The organism is Stenotrophomonas sp. Ste86 (assembly GCF_024519465.1).
In the GTDB taxonomy this organism is placed as follows: domain Bacteria; phylum Pseudomonadota; class Gammaproteobacteria; order Xanthomonadales; family Xanthomonadaceae; genus Stenotrophomonas.
Map to the genome: position 1 here is coordinate 39,905 of NZ_JALJRW010000020.1, position 21,958 is coordinate 61,862.

Genomic DNA, 21,958 nt, shown 5'->3' on the forward strand with positions numbered 1-21,958 from the left:
CAGTACTCCCAGTCTGCGGCGCAATTATGCAGTGCATGCTTCGGTTTACGGTGGCAGCACGTCGCGGTTCGTCAGCACGTCGCGGTTCGACAGTACATCCGGCGCTGGGCTGGCCTGCCCGAGCAGCCAGCGCATGCCTTTCCACAAGGTGCGCCAGACCAGCCACACCACCAGCGCGCCGGCCAGGCTGCAGCCGATCACCACGATCAGGGCCAGCCACGGATGCGCCAGTGCCAGCGCCAACCCGCCGACCACCACCGTGTCCTCGGCGGCCGAGGCCATCCAGTTGCTGGCCGGTTCGGGCGAGGTATTGAGCAGGGCGCGGGTGCCGGACTTCAATCCATGGCTGGCCAGTGCCACCCCGGCGCCGGCGACCAGCGCGGTGCCGCTGAGTTCGCCGCTGGGCGACAACGTGGCCGCGGCCAGGAAGGCGCCAGCCGGGACCCGTGCCAGGGTCTGGACCAGGTCCCAGACCGAATCCACCCCGGGGATCTTGTCGGCGAAGAACTCGGCGATGGCCAGCACCGCCGAGGTGCCCAGCACCCACCAGGATTGGGTGGCCTGCAGCGCCGGCGGCAGATCGACCCAGCCGAGCAGCCCGGCCAGGCCCACGCCGAATACGGTCAGGTACACGCGGATGCCGGCCAGCCAGGCCAGCAGGATGCCGATGACGAACAGATGGGCTTCGGTCATGGGATGCGCTCCGTCTGCAAAGTGTGCACAGGCCCACACTATCGGGGATGACGTCGATGAACGCCACCGCCGGCCACGCCCCGGGGCGCGTGAAATGGGCCGACCCTGACTTACACTAACCAGTCGATCGTTCCGACAGAGGCCGTGCCGGTATCGCCTTGGGCGCTGCCGCGGACATCCGCCATGAGCAACCCCACACCGTCCCGTATCCAGATCCGCCGGCCCGGCAACGCGCCCGCGCCCGATCGTCGTCGCCTGGCCATCCTGGCCGGGGTGTGGCTGGTCACCTTGATCGTGGCGGTGCTGGTCGGCCGCTGGACCGCCGGCCCCGGCGGCGACGTGGGCAAGCAGCTGGACGCCGCACAGGCGCACGCGGACGCGCTCAACAAGCAGGTGGTGGAACTGCAGCAGCGCCAGGCCACGCTGCAGGCCTCCGACCGCATCAGCCGCGCGGCCAACAACGAGGTGCAGACCTCGCTGGGCGAGCGCGATGAAGAGATCGCCGGGCTGCGCGCGGACGTGGCCTTCTACGAGCGGCTGGTCGGGGCGACCAGCCAGCGCAAGGGCCTGAACACCCATTCGGTCGAGTTTGCCCCGGAAACCGGCGGCACCTGGCAGTACGCGGTGGTGCTCACCCAGAACCTGAACCGTGGCGCGATCAGCCAGGGCCAGATGCGTTTCACCGTGGAAGGCGTCAAAGGCGGCAAGCTGACCTCGGTCAGCTGGGACGAGCTGCACCAGCGCACCAAGGTACCGGGTCAGGACTATTCCTTCCGGTACTTCCAGCAGCTCACCGGCAGCATCATCCTGCCGAAAGACTTCACCCCGCAACGTGTGCGGGTCACGCTGGGATCGGGCGCGGGGGGCGCCACCCAGGTTTTTGATTGGAAGCAGGCCGGCGCACCGGCTGCACCATCGGCAAAAGAAGGGGAGTAAGCCCATGTTTGGCAGCAATAAATCCAACCGCGACGGACATCTGGTCGTGGACGCGCTGATCGGCGCGCAGGTGGTGATCCGCGGTGATGTGGAATTCAGTGGGGGCCTGTACGTGGAAGGCACCATCCTGGGCAAGGTGATCGCCGCCGACGGCGCAGCCAATGCCACCCTGACGCTGGCCGAGCAGGGCAGCATCGAGGGTGAGATCCGTGCCCAGGTGGTGGTCATCAGCGGCCGCCTGGACGGGGATGTGCACGCCAGCGAGAAGGTCGAGCTGACCCCGACCGCGCGGGTGACCGGCAACATCCACTATCAGGTGGTGGAAATGAACGCCGGGGCCCAGCTGACCGGTCGCCTGATCCACGGCAACGCCCAGATGGCCCTGCCGCCGCCGGCCGATGAAAACGCCGACAAGGGCAAGGACAGCAGCGCCCGCAAGAAGCTTGCCGACGCGATGGCCTGAACGGGCAATCGCTTGAAAGCGTGCTCATGCGCCCCCATGCTGGGGACATGAGCACGCTTGTTTCCCTGCCCGGCGCCCCCGCGCCCGCGCCGAACTACCAGTCGCTGGACCGTCCCCTGAACTTCACCGAGGCCGCTGCGGCCAAAGTGAAGGAACTGATCCAGGACGAGGCCAGTACCTCGCTTGCCCTGCGCGTCTATATCCAGGGCGGTGGCTGCTCGGGCTTCCAGTACGGCTTCGAGTTCGATGAGAACCGTGCCGAGGACGACCTGGCCGTGGACACCAACGGAGTGACCCTGCTGGTCGATCCGCTGAGCCTGCAGTACCTGATGGGCGCCGAGGTCGATTACACCGAGAGCCTGACCGGCGCGCAGTTCGTGATCCGCAATCCGAACGCCAAGACCACCTGCGGCTGCGGCAGCAGTTTCAGCATGTGATCGGGCGGCACCGGCGACCCGACGGGTCGACCGGTGCTTGCCACTGTCGTCGAAGTTGGGCAGGCTTTGCGTATGTCCAGATTTTCTTCGCCGCTGTCCGGTTTCGCCTTCACCACCGAACCCCTCGAACGTGCCGATACGCTGCGTGATGACGCCGACGCGTTGGCACGCCTGTGGCCCGATGCGCATGTGCTGGTCATGGACCAGGACGGCCGCGCGCTGGCCGGGGACGATGGCCAGCCCCTGCCGCTGACCGGCTCGCAGGTGGGCGGGGGGCCGGGGACCGCGATCTTCCTGGGCCTGCGCGGCGAACGCGCCTGGTTCTCGCTGGAAGCATCCGCCCTGGATGTCACCGCTCCGCAGCGGGTGGACCTGCGCGAATCGGCCACGACGTGGTCGGCCGCCGATGCCAGTGCGTTCTGCTACGCACGCGGCATGTCCTACTGGCACTCGCGCACGCGCTTCTGCGGCGTCTGCGGCGGTGCGGTCACCTTCTCGCGCGGCGGCTTCGTCGGCCGGTGCGCCCAATGCGGCACCGAGCATTACCCACGGGTGGACCCGGCGGTGATCGTGGCGGTGGAAAACAACGGGCGGCTGCTGCTCGGGCGCCAGGCCAACTGGGCGACGCGCCGCTACTCGGTGCTGGCCGGGTTCGTCGAACCGGGCGAGTCGCTGGAACAGACCGTGGTGCGTGAAGTCTTCGAAGAGAGCAAGGTGCGCGTACGCGAATGCCGCTACCTGGGCACCCAGCCGTGGCCGTTCCCCGGCGCACTGATGCTGGGCTTTGCCGCCACCGCCGAGGACGACGTGCCGACGGTGAACGGTGAACTGGAAGATGCCCGCTGGTTCACCGCCGAGGAAGTGGGCGCGGCGCTGGCCCGGGATGTCGAAGACGACGGCCAGGGCATCCGCCTGTCGCCACCGATTTCGATCTCGCGCAGCCTGATCGAACACTGGTACCGCCAGCAGGTGGGCTGATCGCGGGCCGGCGTTGCCGCTGGCTGAACACGCGACGGCGTACATTACCAACGGCCCGGGGAATTGCCGGGCCGCAGGGCATAGTAGCGGCCAGAAACCGCGCCGGAGGCTTACATGTTCACCACCCTCGTCGCCGTGCTGGTCGCCTTGGCCCTCGGCCATGTCGCGCCTGCCGCGGCGGTGGCGCTGCGCCGCTTCGGACTGTACCGGCGCTGGCTGCAATGGCTGGACGTGCACGCGGCACCCTCGGGCTTCTGGCGTGGCCGCCAAGGCTGGATCGTGGCGCTGCTGCCGTGGGTGCTGCTGCTCCTGCTGGTGCAGTGGGCGCTGCACGGCCGCCTGTTCGGCCTGCCCTCGCTGCTGCTGGGCGTGGCCACGCTGGTGATCTGCTGGGGCCCGCGCGATCTGGACCGTGATGTCGAGGCGGTGATCGATGCCGATGATGCCCCGACCCGACACGTGGCGATCGCGCAGCTGCAATCGGCCGGCGGCAGCCTGCACGAGGACGTGCCTTCCTTGGTCGAGGCGACGGTGCTCAATTCGCTGCGGCGCTGGTTCGCGGTGCTGTTCTGGTTTCTGTTGCTGGGGCCGGTGGGTGCGTTGGCGTATCGGCTGCTGGCGTTGCTGGCGGTGGGGCCGATGCGTTCGTTGGCGACAGTGGATTGCATGGCCGGGGCGCGCATCGTACTGGGCTGGCTGGAATGGCCGGTGGCGCAGCTGATGTCGCTGTCGATGGCGTTGGTGGGCAATTTCGATACGGCCTACAAGGCGTGGCGACAGGCGCACGGCAACCAGTGGGCGGGCTCGACGGCGTTTCTGGGTGCGGTGGCGCGTGCCAGCGTGAGCGCGGAGCTGCGCGAAGACGCGCACGATTACAGCGATGCGGGCATGGTGCCGGTGTGGCGCCGCCTGCCGGAACTGCGCGATGCGATGAGCCTGGTGTGGCGGATGCTGTTGCTGTGGATGGCCGCGCTGGCGCTGCTGGTGATTGCCGGCTGGGTGACCTGAGCGGTCGTCACGATGCTGGGGCGATCAGCCCGGTGCGAGCCAGGTAAACGGAACCCACGGCAGGTTGCGCGCGATCCAGTACAGCGGCAACAGGGTCAGCCAGAAGGCAGGCTTCATCAACAGGGATATCAACGGCTGCATCCAGTGCGGACGCCAGCCGAGTGCCCAGCCCAGCACCAGCGGTGCGATGGCCAGCATCACCATCGCCAGGGGATTCATCGACAGCGCGGTGAGCACATCACCGTGGACCAGCGCGTGCAGCGCCCGCGTCAGCCCGCAGCCGATGCAGTAATAGCCGGTGACGGCAAAGAAGCTGCACGGCGGAAACGGGCTGTTGGCGGCGTTGGGATCGAAATGACGCAAGGCCCAGATGCCCGCCCCGGTGGCGATCGCCACCGGGGGGAGTGCGGCCAGCAACCAGCGCTTGCCGTGCAGTGCCGCCATCAGCTGGCGCTTTCGACCTGCTGCTGGAACTGCTGGATCTGCTCCATGTAGCCGTCGACGCCGACGAAGGCCAGCCAGATGACCGAGAACAGCGTGGCGGCAATCAGGATGCCGGTGGTGACCCAGGCCCAGATCTTGGCGTTCTTGGACGCCTGGCGCGCAGCGACCAGGTCGCCCTGGTTGAGCAGCGTGTTGACCTTGTTGGCGAACACGATGGCCACGATGCCGGTGGCGATGCCCGGGAAGCTCAGGCACGACACGCAGCACATGAAGAACGCCAGCACGGTGACGATGATCGACCAGATCAGGTAGTTCGGGACGGTACCGGAGGCGGGCGGCAGCGGGGCGGTGGCATTCATTGGGCAAACTCCATTTTTCTGGGTGGGTTATGTGGCGAACAGGTGGATCGGACAGAGGGTGTGCATCCGGCGGCATCGTCAGCCGGCTATCAGGGCCCAACCTCCACGCCGGCCAGCGTGGACAGGCCATGTTGGCGGTAATCTAACCGATGTCGCGCTGATGCATGCGATTACAGGCCCACTGCTGCGGCTTCAGCCGTTCCCTCCCCGCAGCTGGCGGACCTGCTGTTCCAGCGCCTCGGCGGTGGCGGTCCGACCGGGTACGGCCGGTGCCGCCGCCACCTCGATGTGGGCGCGGAAGCGGCGCGGGACGCGCATGCGGCCCAGGCGGGTGTCGCGACGGCTCCACATGCTGGCCCACATGCCGCGCAGCGCCATCGGCACCACCGGCACCGGGCGCCGCTCGAGGATCTTTTCGACGCCGGATTTGAACGCCGCCATGTCGCCGTCGCGGGTCAGCGCGCCCTCGGGGAAAATGCAGACCAGTTCGCCCTCGGCCAGCGCCTTGTCCACTTCATCGAAGGCGGCCTGCATCAGCGCCGGGTCCTCGCGCGCGCCGGCAATGGGAATCGCCTTGGCCGTGCGGAAGATCCAGCGCATCACCGGAATGTTGAAGATCTTGTAGTACATGACAAAGCGCACCGGGCGCGGGATCGTCGCCGACAGGATCAGTGCGTCCATGTAGCTGACGTGGTTGCACACGATCAACGCAGCGCCCTCGTCGGGCACGTTGTTCTCGATCCCGTGCAGGCGCAATCGGTACAGGCCGCGCACCATCACCCAGCTGAGGAAACGCATCAGGAATTCGGGGACGATGGTGAAGATGTAGATCGCCACCACCGCATTGGCGATGGCCAGCGCCAGGAACAGCTGCGGGATGGTCCAGCCGAGCAGGCGCTGGGTGATCAGGCCGAGCATGGCGGCCAATACGATGAAGCCGGAGTTCTGGATGTTGAGCGCGGCGAACACGCGCGACATTTCCGACTTCGGCGTGCGGCTCTGGATCAGCGCGAACAGCGGCACCACGAAGAAACCGGTGAACAGGCCGATGCCGATCAGGTCGATGATGATGCGCACGCTGCCGGCATGCTGCACGAACTGCAGGATCGACATGCCGGCGGCCGCCGACTCACCGGCACGGGCGAAGTACAGGTCGAGCATGAAGGCGGTCATGCCGAAGGCGCCCAGCGGCACCAACCCGATTTCGACGGTACGCCCGGACAGCTTTTCGCACAGCAGCGAGCCGGTGCCGGTGCCGACCGAGAACAGGGCCAGGGCGAAGATGTACAGCGTGGAGCCGCCGCCCAGGTTGACCTCGGCATAGGTGGGCAGCTGCGAGGTGAGCATGGTGCCGACGAACCAGAACCAGGACACGCCGAGGATCGCGTTGCTGACCGCCTTCTGCTTCTTGGCCATGCGCAGCACGGCGAGCGACTCGGGCAGGGGGTTCCAGTTGATCTTCAGGTCCGGCGCGCCAGCGTCGACCTTGGGGATCATCCGCGCGGTGAGGTTGCCGGCCACGGCCAGGGCGATCACCGCCGTGGCGGCCACGATCGGACCGTGGCTGCCGGCCAGCTGGAAGATCAGGCCGCCGGCGATCATGCCGGTCAGGATCGACAGCGAGGTGCCCATCTCGACCAGGCCGTTGCCGCCGGTGAGTTCCTCAGGCTTGAGGATCGAGGGCAGCACCGAGTACTTCACCGGCCCGAACAAGGTGGACTGCATGCCGGTGCAGAACAGCGCCACCAGCAGGACCGGCATGCTTTCGGTGAGGAAGCCGACCGCGGCCAGCGACATGATCACGATCTCCATGGTGGTGGTGATCACGATCAGGCGCGACTTCTCCAGCTTCTCTGCGATCTGCCCGGCCAGCGCCGAGAACAGGAAGTAGGGCAGGATGAAGATCGCCGGGGCCAGGTTGGTGTACAGCGAGCGTTCTTCGATCGGCGTGCCGAGGAAGAACAGCAGGCCGATGATCGCCTGCCGGTAGATGTTGTCGTTGAACGCACCCAGCGACTGGACGATGAAGAACGGCAGGAAACGACGCTGTTTGAGCAGGGCGAACTGGCTGTGGCCGGACATGGAAACTCCTTGCGAACCGGCGCAGCCTAGCACTGTCGCCGTTCGCGCAGGATGGCAGCGGCGCCGCCCGCGCGCTGCCCTGCCGGCTCAGAGGATGTCGTCGACCACGCCGCCGTCCACCCGCAGCGCCGCGCCGGAGGTGGCCGAGGCCTGTGCCGAGGACAGGTAGACCACCATGTTGGCCACCTCCTCGACGCTGGCCGCGCGCTGGATCACCGAGGTGGGACGGTGGGCCATGACGAAGTCGCGGCCGACCTCTTCCAGCGATTTGCCGGTACGCGCGCGCTCGTCTTCCATCATCGCGGCGAAGCCATCGGACAGGGTCGGGCCGGGCAGCACCGCATTGACGGTGACGCCGCTGCCGGCCACGCGCTTGGCCAGCCCGCGCGACAGCCCGAGCAGGGCGGTCTTGGTGACGCCGTAATGGATCATGTCGGCGGGAATGTTGCGGGCCGATTCGGAGGACAGGAACAGCACCCGACCCCAGCCGCGCTCGACCATGGCCGGCAGCAGGGCGCGCGACAGGCGTACCCCGGACATCACGTTGGTCTGCCAGTACTTTTCCCAGGTGGCGTCATCGGTCTCGAAGAAGTCCTGTGGGCCGAAGATGCCGGCGTTGTTGACCAGGATGTCGATCGGCGGCAGCGCGGCCAGCAGGGCGTCCACGCCGGCCGCGTCGGACAGGTCGGCGACCGCGCCCACCAGGCGGGCGTCGGGCAGGGCCTGGCGCAGGGCGGCCAGGGCCTTGTCGACCGAGGCCTGGCTGCGGCCGTTGACCACCACCTGTGCACCAGCGGCCGCCAACCCGTGGGCGATGCCGTGACCGATGCCGGCGGTGGAGGCGGTGACCAGGGCGGTCTTGCCGGAGAGATCCAGTTGCATGTGCGTGTCCTTGAGCGGGGAAGGCACCTGGAGTCTGCGCGGGCGGCGGTAGCGGCAACGTGCAGCGGGTGTTTCCGCCCCATCGGGCGCGCGCATGGCAACGCGGGTGTTGCAAACGTGTCCTGCGGGAGGACTCAGCGCAGGGTGCGCGCGGCCTCGTTGGCGGCGCCGCGGAGCTTGGGCAGCAGGCGCAGCATCAGCCCCATCTGGGTGCGGATCAGCTGCAGCTTGGGCGGCATGGCGTCGGTGACCTGTTCCAGCTGCTCGGCCAGGGCGCGGTCGCCGTCGTTGTCGGCTTCCTCCACCGGTTGCCGCTGTTCCAGCGCGGCGGCGATCTGCTGCATGGCCTGCTCCACGCGCTCGCCGCCGGCCAGCGCCTGCGGGTCCTGCGCGTAGCTGTCCAGCTGCGTGCGGTGCGCACCGAGGGCGGACAGGTGGCCGAGCAGGGTGTTGGACAGCGCCAGGAAGCGGAAGCCCGCATCCAGGTTGCGGCGCACGTGGCCGGGTTCGCGCAGCATGTTCGACAGCGCGGTGGACAGGGCGGCATCGGCGTTGTGCATGTCGCGGCGGGCGATGCGGTAGGCCAAGTCGTCCTGCATGCCGCTGCCGTACTGGCCAAGCACCGCATCCAGGTAGCGCGCGCAGTTGGCCAGCACGCGCGCCATCACCAGGTTCAGGCGCCGGCCCTGCCAGTCGGGCAGGATCAGGAACGCGGCAGCGGCGGCGATCGCGCAGCCGAGCAGGGTGTCGACCAGCCGCGGCCAGATCAGCAGGTAGCCATCGCCGATCAGGTTGAAGCAGGTCAGCGCCATCACCGTGATGGCCGCCGAGGCCACCAGGTAGCGGTCGCTGCGGGTGAAGAAGAACAGCAGCGCCGAGAGCAGGGCGATCAGCAGTTCGACGCGCAGGTCCTGGAACAACTGCATCAACGCCCAGGTCAGCACCAGCCCGATCAGGGTGCCGGCGATGCGCTGGGCCAGGCGCTGGCGGGTGGCACCAAAATGCGGGCGGCACACGAACACGATGGTGAGCAGCACCCAGCCGCCGTTCTGGGCGTTGAACAGGCGGATCGCGGCGAAGCCGACCACCAGCGCCAGCGCCATGCGCAGGCCGTGGCGGAACAGCACCGAGCCGGGGGTGAGCTGCTGGCGGATGCGTACGAACATCTCACGCAGGGTGTGCGGGTTGGTGTCGCGCAGGCGGGTGTCCACGTTGTCCAGGGTGGCTTCGGAATTGGCCGCTTCGGACAGCCGCCGTTCGATGCTCTGCAGGTTCTGGCCGAGCAGTTCCAGCGAGGACAGCAGGCGTTGCCACTGCGGGTTGTGCTGGGCGCGCAGCCAGGTGAGCGAATCGGTGAGGTCGGCGGTGGCCTGTTTGGTGCGTTCGCCGTACTGGAACGGGCGGCGCAGGCGGATGGCCATGCCAAGGTTGGCGCAGGCCTCGCCCTGCAGCGAGAGCAGGCGCTGGCAGCGATACAGCACGTCGCTGTGGAAGAAGGCGTCGGTGAGCGCGCCGTAGGGGTAGTGCGAGGAGCTGGCGCGTTCGTGGAAGTCCTGGGCCATGTAGTACATGCGCAGATACAGGCCGGACTGCACGCCGGGCCGGCCGGAGCGGCCAAAGCGGGCGAGGATGGCGGTCTTGGCGATGTTCAGCGCCTCGACGACGCGGCGGTTCTGTTCGGCCAGGGCGAGCTGACGCTTCTGCAGGTCGGCATCGCGGACCGGTTCGAACAGGTCGGCCTTGAGCTGCAGGTAGCGGCCCAGTTCGAGGAACAGGCGGTTGAGGCGTTCGCGGATGGGGCGGTTGGCGAACAGGGCGGTCCACAGGATGGAGAGCAGGCCGTACCAGAGCGCGCCGGCGAGCAGGTGGCTGACGGCACTGAAGGCCTGTGCGCGGTCGCTGGCGCCATGCTGTTCCAGGGCGATCATGGTGTAGATGGCCAGGGTGACCGTCGCCTGGGCGATGGAGGCGTAGCGTTCGCCGAGCGCGCCGAGCAGGGTGAGGCCGAAGGTGGACAGGGCCAGCGCGGCGATGAACAGCCAGGGCCAGGCAAACAATTCGACCACGGCAGCGGCGGCGATGACGAAGCAGAGCAGGGACAGGGCGACCGATTTGGTGCGGCCCCACCAGTTGTCGTCGGTTTCGGCAATGGCGCTGGCGATGATGCCGAGGAAGACGCCGGGCAGCGCGGGCAACTGGTCCAGGTGCCAGCAGATGCCCATGGCCACCGACAGCGCGATGAACACCCGCAGGCCATAGCTGGCCTTTTCATGCGCCCACAGGCGGCTGAGGCGGGATTCTCGGGCGGTCATGCGGGCTCAGGGTGTGGGGCAGCCCATTATTGCCGGTGGTGGGTGAAGGGGACAGCGTCGGTGTTTCAGCGTCAAAAGCGTCGCGATTCGTTTCCACCGGTTTGGGCCGGTGCGCAACGGAATACGGGTAGTGCCGAGCCATGCTCGGCACCGCGCGAAACGCGGCCTCCAATCCAGGACAGCGCATCGGTGCGTAACGGAGACGCCGGTAGTGCCGGCCGCTGGCCGGCTCCAGGCACCTCCGTCCGGGCACATGAAGAGCCGGCCAGCGGCCGGCACTACCGTCAGGCGGTCTTGGCGCGCTTGAGCAGCTTCTTCTCGCGGCGGCGTGCGCGACGGTTGACCCAGCGTTCGCGCAGGCAGGAGAAGATGACGTAGAGCGCCGGCGTGCTGAGCAGGGTCAGGCTCTGCGAGAACAACAGGCCGCCGATCATCGCGATGCCGAGCGGGCGGCGCAGTTCGGAGCCTTCGCCCAGGCCGATCGCCAGCGGCACTGCCGCCAGGATCGCCACCATGGTGGTCATCATGATCGGACGGAAGCGCACGATGCTGGCCTCGCGCACCGCATCGCGCGGACTCTTGCCGTGCTCGCGCTGGGCCACCACGGCGAAGTCGATCATCATGATCGCGTTCTTCTTGACGATGCCGATGAGCAGTACCAGCGCGATCATCGAGATCACCGACAGCTCGGTATTGGTCACAAACAGCGCCAGCAGCGCGCCCACGCCCGCCGCCGGCAGCGTGGACAGGATCGTCACCGGGTGCACCAGGCTTTCGTACAGCATGCCCAGCACCAGGTAGACGGTGATGATCGCGGCCAGCACCAGGATCAGCATCGAGTTCGGGTTGAGCTGCACGTTGAAGCCGCCGCCATCGCTGATGCGGATGTCGCCGGGCAGGCGCAGGCCGTCCACGGTGGCCTTGATGATGGCTTCGCCCTCGCCGGTGCTTACGCCCGGGGCCAGGTTGTAGCTCAGGTCCATCGTGGTGTACTGGTTTTCGTGGGTGATCTGCGGCGGGGCCAGCCCCGGCACCTGGTGGGCCACGGCAGTGAGCGGGATCATCTCGCCGTTGCCGGCGCGCACGTGGATCTCATCCAGTGCACGCGGGGTGGCGGTCTGCTCGGGCAGGGCGTTGACCACCACGCTGTACTGGTTGATGTCCGAGTAGATGGTGGAGATCTGGCGCTGGCCGAACGCGCCGTACAGTGCGCCGTCGATGGCACCGACCGACACGCCCAGGCGCGCGGCCTTGGCGCGGTCGATCACCACGTTCTGGCGCAGGCCGGCGGTATCCACGTCGGTGCCGACGTCGCGCAGCATCGGGTTCTTCTTCAACGCCGCCTGCACCTTGGGCAGCCATTCCTGCAGCTGGGCAAGATCATTGCCCTGCAGCGACACGCGGTACTGCGCACCCTGGCTGTTGCCGCCGCCACCATCGCTGGGCAGATCCTGGATCGCGCGCAGGCGCAGCTGCAGGTCGGGGTAGCGGTCGGCCTTGGCGCTCAACCGCGCCAGCGCCAGCGCGGTGGTTTCCTTGCGGCCTTCCTTGCGCGTCTTGAGCTGGATGTTGAACTGCGCGCTGGAGCCCTGGCGGCCGCTGCCCAGGCGCACGCCGACGGTCTTCACCGCCGGATCGGCCATCAGCATGTCGGTGATGCGGCGCTGGCGGTTGACCATGTCCTCGAAGGATACGGTCGCGCTGGAATTGGCGCGGCCCCAGATCAGGCCGGTGTCCTGGGCCGGGAAGGAGCCCTTCTTGACCGCGCCGCCGAGCATCACCGTGGCCACGATCAGCAGGATCGGGGTGAGCGAGAGCAGCAGTGCGTGGCGCAGCGAGAAGTCCAGGCACACCGTGTAGGTGCGCAGCATGCGGTCGTGCACGCCATCCAGGAAGCGACCGATCCGCGACGGCGTCTCCGGCTCGGTGTGCGCACTGAGGAAGCGGCTGCACAGCGCCGGAGTCAGGGTCAGCGAGACGATCATGGAGACCACGATCGCCGCCACCAGGGTGATGGTGAACTCGCGGAAGAACGCCCCGACCATGCCGCTGGCGAACAGCAGCGGGATGAACACCGCCACCAGCGAGGCGGTGATCGAGACAATGGTGAAGCCGATCTCGCGCGCGCCGGTCAGCGCGGCCTGCATGCGTGGCATGCCCTCGTCGAGGTGGCGCATGACGTTTTCGATCACCACGATCGCATCGTCGACCACGAAGCCGATCGCGATCACCAGCGCCAGCAGGCTGAGATTGTTCAAGGTGAAGCCGAACACGTACATCACCAGCGCCGCACCGGCCAGCGACAGCGGCACGGTGACGGCGGCGATCAGCGTCGGTGCCAACCGGCGCAGGAACAGTGCCATGGTCAGGATCACCATCGCCAGGCTGATCAGCAGGGTGATCTGCACTTCATGCAGTGACGAGCGGATGGTCGGGGTGCGGTCGAAGAACGGGGTCAGCACCGTGCCCGGCTGCAGGTAGTCGCGCAGCATCGGAATCTGCGCCTTGACCCGGTCCACGGTCTCCACGATGTTGGCGCCGGCACGGGTGAACACATACATCACCACGGCGGGTTTGTGGTCGAACCACGCGGCCTGGTACGCATCCTGCTGGCCGTCGTAGACGTTGGCCACGTCCTTGAGGCGGATCACCCGGCCATCGTCCTGGGTCTTGATGACCAGGTTGGCGAAGTCGGCCGCTCGCGCCACCGAGTCGTTGGCGATGATCGCGGTGGTGGTGTTGCCGTCGGTGAGGAAGCCGGTCGGCGAGGTCACGTTGGCCGCGCGCACCGCGTTGCGCAGGTCGTCGGGGGTGAGGTTGAGCGCGTTGAGCAGGCGCAGGTTGACGTCCACCCGTACCGCCGGGGTGGAGGCACCGGCGATGTCGACCGAGGACACCCCGCTGATCTGGCGGATGCGCTGGGCCAGCAGCGAATCGGCGACGTTGTAGAGCTCATCGGCCGACTGCGTCTGCGAGGTCAGTGCGATGGCGATGACCGGGTCGTCGTTCGGGTTGGCCTTCTGGAACATCGGCGAGCCGAGCCCGGACGGCAGATCGGCCTGGGATGAATTGATCGCGGTCTGCACGTCCAGCGCGGCCGAATCGATGTCGACCCCGCTCTGGAAAATCATGAAGACCAGCGAGCTGCCTTCGGAACTGGACGAGCGCATCTGGTCCACGCCGGGCAGCTGGCCCAGATGGCGTTCCAGCGGTGCGGTGACCGTGGAGGCCATGGTGGTGGCGTCCGCGCCGGACTGGCTGGCGTGCACGAAGATCACCGGAATCTGGATGTTCGGCAACGCCGACACGCCCAGTTTCAGGTAGCAGAACAGGCCGACCACAAACAGGCCGATGGCCAGCAGCGCAGTGCCGATCGGGCGGCGGATGAAGGGGCCGGAGATGTTCATGCCGGCATCCTCATGGCGCGCAGGTACGGCGTGCTCATGCGCGGTCCTGGGCGCTGGCGTGGCGCAGCGCGCGCTGTTCGCGGCGCAGTCGCAGGCGCTCGGAGAAGCGCTCCATATACAGGTAGATCACCGGCGTGGTGTACAGCGTGACCAGCTGGGACAGCAGCAGGCCGCCGACGATGGCGATGCCCAGCGGGCGGCGCAGTTCCGAGCCGATACCGGTGCCCAGTGCCAGCGGCAGCGCGCCGAGCATGGCCGCGGCGGTGGTCATCATGATCGGGCGGAAGCGCAGCAGGCAGGCGCGACGGATCGCATCGTGCGCGTTGGCACCGGCGCGACGCGCCTCGATGGCGAAGTCGACCATCATGATGCCGTTCTTCTTGACGATGCCGATCAGCAGCACGATGCCGACGATGCCGTCCACCGACAGTGGCAACCCGCACACCATCAGCGCCAGCAGCGCACCGACACCGGCCGGCGGCAGGGTGGAGATGATGGTCAACGGATGGATGTAGCTCTCATACAGCACGCCCAGCACGATGTAGATCAGCACCAGCGAGGCCAACAGCAGCCACACTACGTCGGTCTGGCTGCCGGTGAACTCGGCGGCCTTGCCGATGAACTCGGCATGCACCTGCGAGGGCATGTCCAGGCTGTCCTTGGTCTCTTCGATCGCCTTGACCGCATCGGAAAGCGAATAGCCCGGGGCGATGTTGAACGACACCGTCACCGCCGGCAGCTGCTGCTGGTGGCTGACCACCAGCGGGGTGCTGGTGACCTTGCCTTCGGCCAGCGCGGCCAGCGGGATGATGTTGCCGGCGCCGATCGGGATGCCGGTGTTCTGCGCGCCGATGCCGGTGGCCGTGGACGAGTTGGACGAGGTGACCTGGCCGAAGTTGGTGGCGTTGCTGCCGGTCAGCGCGCCGGCACCGTTGGAGGCCACCGCCAGCTGGTGCATCAGCGCGGTGCTGGTGCGGAACTCCGGCGCCACTTCCAGCACCACGCGGTACTGGTTGAGTTCGGTGAAGATGGTGGAGATCTGGCGCTGGCCGAAGGCGTCGTACAGGGTGTCGTCGATGGTCTGCATCGGCACGCCCAGCACGCTGGCCTTGTCGCGGTCGATGTTCAGCTCCAGCGCGCGGCCCTGGTTGGCCAGGTTGTTGTCCACGTCGGCCAGCTCCGGGCGCTGGCGCAGCGCTTCGGTCAGGCGGTTGGCCTGCAGCGCAACCTGCGCGCTGTCCACGTCCGACAGCGAGTACTGGTACTCGGTGGCGGCCACGCGGGTGTCCAGGGTGACGTCCTGCACCGGCTTGAGGTACAGCGCCACGCCGGGGATGCCGGCCACGGCGTGCTGCAGGCGCGGCAGGATCTCATCCAGCCCGTCGCGGTCGCCGCGCTGCTTGAGCACGATCGACAGCTGGCCCTGGTTGAGCGTGGGGTTCATGCTGCCGGCGCCGATGAAGGCCGACACGCCGGTCACGGCCGGGTCCTTGCGCAGCGCCTCGGCCACGGCCTTGGTGCGCTGCTCCATCTGCGGGAAGGCGATGTTCTGGTCGGCCTGGACCACGCCGGTGATCAGGCCGGTGTCCTGCTCGGGCAGCAGGCCTTTGGGGATCACGATGTACAGCACCACGGTCAGCACCAGGGCACCGGCAGCCACGGCCAGGGTCAGCGGCTGGTGCTCCAGCACCCAGTCCAGGCTGCGCTCGTACGCGCCGACGGTGCGCGTCCACAGGTTTTCCTTGCCGGCCGCGGCGGCACGCTCATGCGCATCCTCGCCCTCGGGCAGGGCATCGGGCTTGAGCAGGTAGGCGCACATCATCGGGGTGAGCGTCAGCGAGATCAGCATCGACAGCACCACCGCGATGCTCAGCACCCAGGCGAACTCGTGGAACAACCGGCCGGTGACCCCGGGCATCAGCAGCAGCGGCAGGAACACCGCCACCAGCGAAATGGTCAGCGAGAGCACGGTGAAGCCGATCTGCTGGGCGCCGATCTCGGCCGCTTCCGGGCCGCTCTTGCCCTGTTCGATGTAGCGCACGATGTTTTCGATCATCACGATCGCATCGTCGACCACGAAGCCGGTGGCCACCACCAGCGCCATCAGCGACAGGTTGTCCAGCGACATGCCGGCAAAGGCCATCACCCCGAAGGTGCCGGCCAGCGACAACGGTACCGCCACCGAGGGAATGATGGTGGCCCACAGCCGGCGCAGGAACACGAAGATCACCGCGACCACCAGGCAGATGGTGAGGATCAGGGTGAACTGCACTTCGTGCACCGAGGCGCGGATGGTCTCGGTACGGTCGGAGAAGATCTCCAGGTGGACGTCGGCCGGCAGCACGTTCTGCAGCTGCGGGAGCAGCGCGCGGATGCGTTCCACGGTCTGCACGATGTTGGCGCCCGGCTGGCGGCGCACTTCCAGCAGCACCGCCGGCTTGCCATCGGCCCAGGCGGCGAGCTGGTCGTTCTCCACCCCGTCGATGACGTTGGCAACGTCCGACAGCCGCACCGGGCGGCCGTTCTTGTAGCTGATGATGGTGTCGCGGTACTCGGCGGCGCTGGTCAGCTGGTCATTGGTGCCGATGGAGTAGGACTGGGTCTTGCCGTTGAGCGAGCCCTTGGGCGCGTTGACGTTGGCCTGGGTCAGCGCGCTGCGCAGTTCTTCCAGGGTCAGGCCCATGTTGGACAGCTGCGCCGGGTTGACCTGGATGCGCACGGCCGGGCGCACGTTGCCGGCGATGGACACCAGGCCCACGCCCTGCACCTGCGACAGGCGCTGGGCGAGGATGGAGTCGGCGTAGTTGTTCACATCGCGCAGCGGGCGCGTGTCGGAGGTGAGCTTGAGGGTGACGATCGCCGCGTCGGCCGGATTCACCCGGTTGTAGACCGGCTGGTAGGGCAGCGAGGAGGGCAGGGTGGCCTGGCGGATCGCGGCCTGTACGTCCTGGGCGGCGATGTCGATGTCGCGGTCCATCGAGAACTGCAGGATGATCGTGGACAGACCGGCCGAGGAATCGGAGGTCATGATCTCCAACCCGGAGATCTGCCCGAACTGGCGTTCCAGCGGGGTGGTCACCAGCGAGGCCATGGTGACCGCGTTGGCGCCGGGGTACTGGGTGGTCACCACCAGGCTGGGCGCGTCGATCTCCGGCAGCGCCGATACCGGCAGCTGGCGGTAGCCGAGGATGCCGAGCAGCAGCAGGCCCGCCATCAACAGCGAGGTGGCGATCGGGCGGCGGATGAAGATCGTCGAAAAGCCCACGGGCGGATCCTTGCTGTTACGTCATGCGGCGTTGGAACGGGCAGACGCCGGCAAGGCGGCCGGCGTCGGGAACGTCAGGCAGGCGCGCTCAGCGCGGACCGCCACCACGGCGGCCACCGCCACCACCCTGCTGTTGCGCGGCGGCCTTGAGTTCGGCCTCGGTCGGCGCGGCCGGGGTCTCGCCCGGCTTGAGCGCGTTGACCTTGCTGCCCGGCTTGAGCCGGAACTGGCCCTCGCTGACGACGCGCTCGCCGCCCTTGAGGCCGTCGGTGATCTGCACGTTGCTGTCGCCCACTTCCACGCCGCTCTTGACGGTCTGCATGGCCACGGTGCTGTCGGGCTTGACGATGTAGACGTACTCGCCGTCCGGGCCGCGCATCACGGCCTGGGTGGGGATGACCACGCCGCCGCCAATGGTGCGCAGCTGCATCCGCACGTTGACGAACTGGCCCGGCCACAGGCTGTTGTCGGTGTTGTCGAACAGGGCGCGCACGCGGAAGGTGCCGCTATCGCTGCTGATCTGGTTGTCCACCACGTCCAGCTTGCCGCCGTCGGTAAGCACGTGCGAGTCGTTGCGGTCCAGCGCAGCGATGGTCACCGGGCCGGCCTGCTGGGCGGTGCGCACGTCCGGCAGCTGGCGCTCGGGCAGGTTGAATACCACGTGGATCGGGTGGATCTGGGTCAGGGTGACCAGCGCGGTGCCGGCACTGACGACATTGCCGGCGTCCACCGCGCGGATGCCGGCGATGCCGGTGATCGGCGCGGTGACGCGGGTGTACTGCAGCTGCACCTGGGCCGCGCGCATGCTGGCCTCGTTGGCGGCCACGGCGCTTTCGAACTGGGCCACCTGGTTGCGCTGGGTGTCCAGGTCGGTCTTGGCGACGTACTGGCGGTACTCCGGTGAATTGGAGCGCTGGTAGTTGGAGCGCGCGGTGGCCAGCTGCGCCTGGTTCTGGCGCTTGGCCGCGGCGGCCTCGTCGTAGCTGGCCTGCAGGCTGCGCGGGTCGATTTGCGCGAGCAGGTCGCCCTGCTTTACTTCCTGGCCTTCCTTGAAGTTGATGCTGATCAGCTGGCCGCCGACCTGCGGGCTGACGGTGACGGTGTTCATCGCCGCTACGGTGCCCAGTGCGCTGGCATACACCGGCACGTCCTGGCGGATGGCGTCGACCACGGTGACCGGGACCGGTCCGGTGTCGCGCTGGTCGCCGTCCTTGCCGGCGCCGGCAGCGCTGCCGCCCGCTTCACCCTTGTGCTTGCCACCGTTGAGCAGGTGCAGGCCGATGAAGCCAATCACCAGTACGGCGACCACCAGCAGCACGATCTTCCAGAAACGCGACATTCAACTAACTCCTGAGGCTGGCGGAGGGCAGGGCCCGATTGGCTGGTGCAAAGCATACCCGTGGTGCGCGGGCTTTCATGCATGACGGATGGGACGGGCGGTCAGACCGGATGTGACCGGCCAGGTTCCACGGATCAACGCCTGCGGGGGCAGAAAGTTACAGCAGCAAGTGCGCTGATGGCCTACATTCAGCTTGGTCCGCCCTGAACACCCGTGGAGATCCTCGATGCCCCGTCTGTCGCTGCTGCTGTCCGCCCTGCTGCTTGCCTGCCCCGCACTGGCTGCGGCCACCCCTGACGAACGCCCGGAAGTGACTGCCGCGGCGACCCGCCTGCAGGCCAAGGTGGTCGACTGGCGGCGCGACTTCCACCAGCACCCGGAGCTGTCCAACCGCGAGGAGCGCACCTCGGCGAAGGTGGCCGAGCAGTTGCGGGCGATGGGGCTCAAGCCGAAGACCGGGATCGCCCATCACGGTGTGGTGGTGGTCATCAAGGGGGCAAAGCCGGGTCCGCGCATCGCCCTGCGCGCGGACATGGACGCGCTGCCGGTGACCGAACAGACCGGGCTGCCGTTCGCCTCCAAGGTGACCAGCACCTACCGCGGCGAGCCGGTCGGGGTGATGCATGCCTGCGGCCACGACGCGCATACCGCCACGTTGCTGGGGGTGGCCGATGCGCTGGTGAAGATGCGCGAGAACCTGCCAGGCGAAGTGATGCTGATCTTCCAGCCCTCCGAGGAAGGGGCGCCGCCGCCGGAAGAGGGCGGTGCGTCGTTGATGCTGAAGGAGGGGCTGTTTGCGGACTTCAAGCCGGAGGCGGTGTTCGGCCTGCATGTGTTCTCCAGCGTGCCGGCGGGGCAGATCGCGGTGCGCGGTGGGCCCTTGATGGCAGCCTCGGACCGGTTCGGGATCAAGGTGATCGGGCGGCAGACGCATGGCTCGGCGCCGTGGAACGGGGTGGATCCGATCGTGGCGACGGCCGATCTGGTGGGCACGGCGCAGACGATCGTGAGCCGTCGGGCGAACCTGTCCAAGCAGCCGGCCGTGCTGACCTTTGGGGCGATCAAGGGCGGCATCCGCTACAACATCATTCCCGATGAGGTGGAGATGGTGGGGACGATCCGCACGTTCGATGAGGGGATGCGGCAGCAGATTTTCGCGGACCTGCGCAATGTGGCCGAGCACACGGCGGCGGCGCACGGGGCCAAGGCGGTGACGGAGATCTATGAGTCCGAGGGCAATCCGGCGACGGTGAACGATCCGGCGCTGACGGCGAAGATGCTGCCGAGCCTGCAGGCGGTGGTGGGCAAGGACAATGTGTACGAGCCGCCGCTGCAGATGGGCGCGGAAGATTTTTCGCTGTACGCGCAGCAGGTGCCGGGGATGTTTTTCTTCGTGGGGTCCACGAGTGTGGGCATCGATCCGGCTACGGCGCCGGCCAACCATTCGCCGAAGTTCCTGCTGGATGAGAAGGCGCTGGACGTGGGGTTGCGGGCGTTGCTGCAGGTGAGTCTGGATTATCTCAATGGGGTGGGGGTGGTTGCGCCTGTGGCGGGCTGAGGCCAGGGCAGGATCAACTGCCAGTGCCAGTGCCAGTGCAACGGCAACGGCAACGGCAGAGCATTTGTCGGCGCTGGTTTGTTGCGTGCCGGGTGGGCCGGCGACGGTTGGTTAAAGGCGGTAGGTCCCGGCCGCTGGCCGGGGCGGGAATCGGTACGGGCAAAACGGCTGCGGCCGCCGGGATCGATGATCGGCGGGCCGGTAGGTCCCGGCCGCTAGCCGGGGCGTGAATCGGTACGGGCGGAACGGCTGCGGCCGCCGGGATCGATGATCGTCGCACCGGTAGGTCCCGGCCGCTGGCCGGGGCGTGAATCGGTACGGGCGAAACGGTTGCGGCCGCCGGGATCGATGGTCGGCGGGCCGGTAGGTCCCGGCCGCTGGCCGGGGCGTGAATCGGTGCGCGCGGAACGGCGGCGGTGGGGCTGTCTCTCGGCCTGGCGGTTTGAATGGCGGACGCCGGTCGCCCAGCCGCGTAAAATGGACGGATGAATACCCCCCAGGACTCCAGCCTCGGTCGCGAGGTTGCTTACCCGTCGCAGTACGATCCTTCGCTGCTGTTTCCCATTCCGCGCCGTGGCGCGCGCGAGGAGATCGGGCTGGACGAGGCGGCGCTGCCGTTCGTCGGCCATGACCGCTGGCAGGCCTATGAGCTGAGCTGGCTGGACCGGCGCGGCAAGCCGCGGATCGCGGTGGCCACGATCAGCGTGCCGTGCACGTCGCCGAACCTGATCGAATCCAAGTCGTTCAAGCTGTATCTCAATTCGCTCAACAGCATGCGTTTCGATGATGACGAGGCGGCGCGGCTGCGTATCACCGCCGATCTGTCCAAGTGTGCGGGCGCAATGGTGACGGTGCGTTTCGGGGTGCCGGTGCTGGTGGAGGAGGCCGAAGGCGAGTCGCTGGATGCGTTGGACGTGGCGATCGAACGCTATGGTCCGCCGGCGCCGGAGTTGCTGTCGGCCGACGCCTCGCAGATCGTCACCGAGACGCTCAGTTCGGCGCTGCTCAAGTCCAACTGCCCGGTCACCGGGCAGCCGGACTGGGCGAGTGTGAGCGTCCGTTACCACGGGCCGCAGATCGATCGGGAGGGGTTGCTCAAGTATCTGGTGAGCTACCGCGAGCACGCCGAGTTCCATGAGCAGTGCGTGGAGCGGATCTTCAGCGAGGTCAGCCAGCGCTGTGCGCCGGCGTGGCTGGAAGTCGAAGCGCGCTATACCCGTCGCGGTGGCCTGGACATCAACCCGTGGCGGGCCAGCCCGGGCATCGCGCTGCCGGCCCGCACCGTGCGCGACCTGCGCCAGTAGAGCGACCCCATGGGTCGCTGCCCCCGGCACGCGGCACACGGCACCGCGCGCAGCCACCCACGGGGTGGCTCTACCACCGGCCAATGTGGCCGCCCGCCCCGTTCCGCATGTCTTCACATCCACGCCATGCCCTATTAACACGGGCTGTGACACCGTGCCTCCCATGTCGTCAATGAAGACGGGAGTGTGTGGATGAGTACCGATAAAAAAGCCGATTTCTCCGGTGTCACCTCCAGCGTGGACAGCACCGCGCAGAAGGTGGAAAAGGCTGATTTCTCCGGCGTGACCTCATCGGTGGATACCACCGCCGAAAAGGTCGGGGGCACCTACACCGTACAGAAGGGCGACTCGCTGTCGAAGATCGCCAAACAGGAATTGGGCGACGCCAATGCCTGGAAGAAAATCTTCGAGGCCAACCGCGACGTATTGGAGGACCCGGACAAGATCTTCCCGGGCCAGACGCTCAAGTTGCCGCCCATAGACTGAGTCGC

17 protein-coding genes are annotated in these 21,958 nt (G+C 67.6%); 8 read left to right on the top strand and 9 right to left on the bottom strand.

All coding sequences use genetic code 11. The features are described from left to right. Window positions 1-45: 45 nt before the first annotated feature. Window positions 46-693 carry a DUF4126 domain-containing protein gene (locus NR101_RS15525; protein WP_256776570.1) on the bottom strand — a complete coding sequence of 216 codons (648 nt, stop codon included), beginning with the start codon at window positions 691-693 and terminating at the stop codon, window positions 46-48. A 183-nt stretch (window positions 694-876) separates the two neighbouring features. On the opposite strand from NR101_RS15525, the gene NR101_RS15530 reads away from it, so the two are divergent. The 5 genes from NR101_RS15530 (at window position 877) to ampE (ending at window position 4,515) form a co-directional block, all read left to right on the top strand. Next, on the top strand, window positions 877-1,629 hold the full coding sequence (locus tag NR101_RS15530; protein WP_256776571.1) for a DUF6776 family protein: 753 nt from the start codon (window positions 877-879) through the stop codon (window positions 1,627-1,629). 4 nt (window positions 1,630-1,633) lie between these two features. Further along, the gene (locus NR101_RS15535) at window positions 1,634-2,092 is read left to right on the top strand and encodes a polymer-forming cytoskeletal protein (RefSeq protein WP_256776572.1); all 459 of its coding nucleotides are present in this window, start codon (window positions 1,634-1,636) and stop codon (window positions 2,090-2,092) included. A gap of 47 nt (window positions 2,093-2,139) precedes the next feature. Further along, entirely contained in the window at window positions 2,140-2,529 is a 390-nt protein-coding gene (gene erpA, locus NR101_RS15540) for an iron-sulfur cluster insertion protein ErpA (RefSeq protein ID WP_256776573.1), read from the top strand. 66 nt (window positions 2,530-2,595) lie between these two features. After that, window positions 2,596-3,507: an NAD(+) diphosphatase gene (gene nudC / locus NR101_RS15545; RefSeq protein ID WP_256776574.1), complete on the top strand. Its 912-nt coding sequence runs from the start codon at window positions 2,596-2,598 to the stop codon at window positions 3,505-3,507. A gap of 114 nt (window positions 3,508-3,621) precedes the next feature. Next, window positions 3,622-4,515: a regulatory signaling modulator protein AmpE gene (gene ampE, locus NR101_RS15550; RefSeq protein ID WP_256776575.1), complete on the top strand. Its 894-nt coding sequence runs from the start codon at window positions 3,622-3,624 to the stop codon at window positions 4,513-4,515. Window positions 4,516-4,539: 24 nt separating this feature from the next. On the opposite strand, the gene NR101_RS15555 is transcribed toward ampE, so the two are convergent. From NR101_RS15555 to NR101_RS15590, 8 genes are all read right to left on the bottom strand, one after another. Then, window positions 4,540-4,959: a DUF2752 domain-containing protein gene (locus NR101_RS15555; RefSeq protein ID WP_256776576.1), complete on the bottom strand. Its 420-nt coding sequence runs from the start codon at window positions 4,957-4,959 to the stop codon at window positions 4,540-4,542. Beyond that, window positions 4,959-5,318 (bottom strand): CD225/dispanin family protein, encoded by a 360-nt coding sequence (locus NR101_RS15560; protein ID WP_256776577.1) that lies wholly within the window; start codon window positions 5,316-5,318, stop codon window positions 4,959-4,961. Before NR101_RS15560 ends, NR101_RS15555 begins: the two co-directional genes overlap by 1 nt. A 192-nt stretch (window positions 5,319-5,510) precedes the next feature. Next, window positions 5,511-7,400, bottom strand: a complete 1,890-nt coding sequence (locus NR101_RS15565) for an MFS transporter (RefSeq protein WP_256776578.1) — start codon at window positions 7,398-7,400, stop codon at window positions 5,511-5,513. Between the two features lie 87 nt (window positions 7,401-7,487). Continuing rightward, entirely contained in the window at window positions 7,488-8,282 is a 795-nt protein-coding gene (locus NR101_RS15570; RefSeq protein ID WP_256776579.1) for an SDR family oxidoreductase, read from the bottom strand. Window positions 8,283-8,416: 134 nt separating this feature from the next. After that, window positions 8,417-10,594, bottom strand: a complete 2,178-nt coding sequence (yccS, locus tag NR101_RS15575) for a YccS family putative transporter (protein ID WP_256776580.1) — start codon at window positions 10,592-10,594, stop codon at window positions 8,417-8,419. Window positions 10,595-10,878: 284 nt separating this feature from the next. Next, entirely contained in the window at window positions 10,879-14,001 is a 3,123-nt protein-coding gene (locus NR101_RS15580; RefSeq protein WP_256776581.1) for an efflux RND transporter permease subunit, read from the bottom strand. 34 nt (window positions 14,002-14,035) lie between these two features. After that, complete coding sequence (locus tag NR101_RS15585) at window positions 14,036-17,266, bottom strand: efflux RND transporter permease subunit (protein WP_256776582.1); 3,231 nt, start codon at window positions 17,264-17,266, stop codon at window positions 14,036-14,038. A gap of 88 nt (window positions 17,267-17,354) precedes the next feature. After that, on the bottom strand, window positions 17,355-18,605 hold the full coding sequence (locus NR101_RS15590) for an efflux RND transporter periplasmic adaptor subunit (RefSeq protein ID WP_256776583.1): 1,251 nt from the start codon (window positions 18,603-18,605) through the stop codon (window positions 17,355-17,357). Between the two features lie 226 nt (window positions 18,606-18,831). Here NR101_RS15590 and NR101_RS15595 point away from each other — a divergent pair, with 226 nt between their 5' ends. The 3 genes from NR101_RS15595 (at window position 18,832) to NR101_RS15605 (ending at window position 21,953) form a co-directional block, all read left to right on the top strand. Then, complete coding sequence (locus NR101_RS15595; protein ID WP_256776584.1) at window positions 18,832-20,163, top strand: M20 family metallopeptidase; 1,332 nt, start codon at window positions 18,832-18,834, stop codon at window positions 20,161-20,163. A gap of 485 nt (window positions 20,164-20,648) precedes the next feature. Then, complete coding sequence (gene queF, locus NR101_RS15600; protein ID WP_256776585.1) at window positions 20,649-21,467, top strand: NADPH-dependent 7-cyano-7-deazaguanine reductase QueF; 819 nt, start codon at window positions 20,649-20,651, stop codon at window positions 21,465-21,467. 192 nt (window positions 21,468-21,659) lie between these two features. Further along, complete coding sequence (locus tag NR101_RS15605) at window positions 21,660-21,953, top strand: LysM peptidoglycan-binding domain-containing protein (RefSeq protein ID WP_256776586.1); 294 nt, start codon at window positions 21,660-21,662, stop codon at window positions 21,951-21,953. Window positions 21,954-21,958: the final 5 nt, after the last annotated feature.

Excerpts from the sequence above, each read along its gene's own strand:
- ampE (WP_256776575.1), top strand. The coding sequence starts at position 3,622 with ATGTTCACCACCCTCGTCGCCGTGCTGGTCGCCTTGGCCCTCGGCCAT.
- NR101_RS15565 (WP_256776578.1), bottom strand. The coding sequence starts at position 7,400 with ATGTCCGGCCACAGCCAGTTCGCCCTGCTCAAACAGCGTCGTTTCCTG.
- NR101_RS15525 (WP_256776570.1), bottom strand. The coding sequence starts at position 693 with ATGACCGAAGCCCATCTGTTCGTCATCGGCATCCTGCTGGCCTGGCTG.
- NR101_RS15530 (WP_256776571.1), top strand. The coding sequence starts at position 877 with ATGAGCAACCCCACACCGTCCCGTATCCAGATCCGCCGGCCCGGCAAC.
- NR101_RS15560 (WP_256776577.1), bottom strand. The coding sequence starts at position 5,318 with ATGAATGCCACCGCCCCGCTGCCGCCCGCCTCCGGTACCGTCCCGAAC.
- NR101_RS15595 (WP_256776584.1), top strand. The coding sequence starts at position 18,832 with ATGCCCCGTCTGTCGCTGCTGCTGTCCGCCCTGCTGCTTGCCTGCCCC.
- NR101_RS15580 (WP_256776581.1), bottom strand. The coding sequence starts at position 14,001 with ATGAACATCTCCGGCCCCTTCATCCGCCGCCCGATCGGCACTGCGCTG.
- NR101_RS15570 (WP_256776579.1), bottom strand. The coding sequence starts at position 8,282 with ATGCAACTGGATCTCTCCGGCAAGACCGCCCTGGTCACCGCCTCCACC.
- erpA (WP_256776573.1), top strand. The coding sequence starts at position 2,140 with ATGAGCACGCTTGTTTCCCTGCCCGGCGCCCCCGCGCCCGCGCCGAAC.
- NR101_RS15590 (WP_256776583.1), bottom strand. The coding sequence starts at position 18,605 with ATGTCGCGTTTCTGGAAGATCGTGCTGCTGGTGGTCGCCGTACTGGTG.
- yccS (WP_256776580.1), bottom strand. The coding sequence starts at position 10,594 with ATGACCGCCCGAGAATCCCGCCTCAGCCGCCTGTGGGCGCATGAAAAG.
- queF (WP_256776585.1), top strand. The coding sequence starts at position 20,649 with ATGAATACCCCCCAGGACTCCAGCCTCGGTCGCGAGGTTGCTTACCCG.
- NR101_RS15555 (WP_256776576.1), bottom strand. The coding sequence starts at position 4,959 with ATGGCGGCACTGCACGGCAAGCGCTGGTTGCTGGCCGCACTCCCCCCG.
- NR101_RS15605 (WP_256776586.1), top strand. The coding sequence starts at position 21,660 with ATGAGTACCGATAAAAAAGCCGATTTCTCCGGTGTCACCTCCAGCGTG.
- NR101_RS15535 (WP_256776572.1), top strand. The coding sequence starts at position 1,634 with ATGTTTGGCAGCAATAAATCCAACCGCGACGGACATCTGGTCGTGGAC.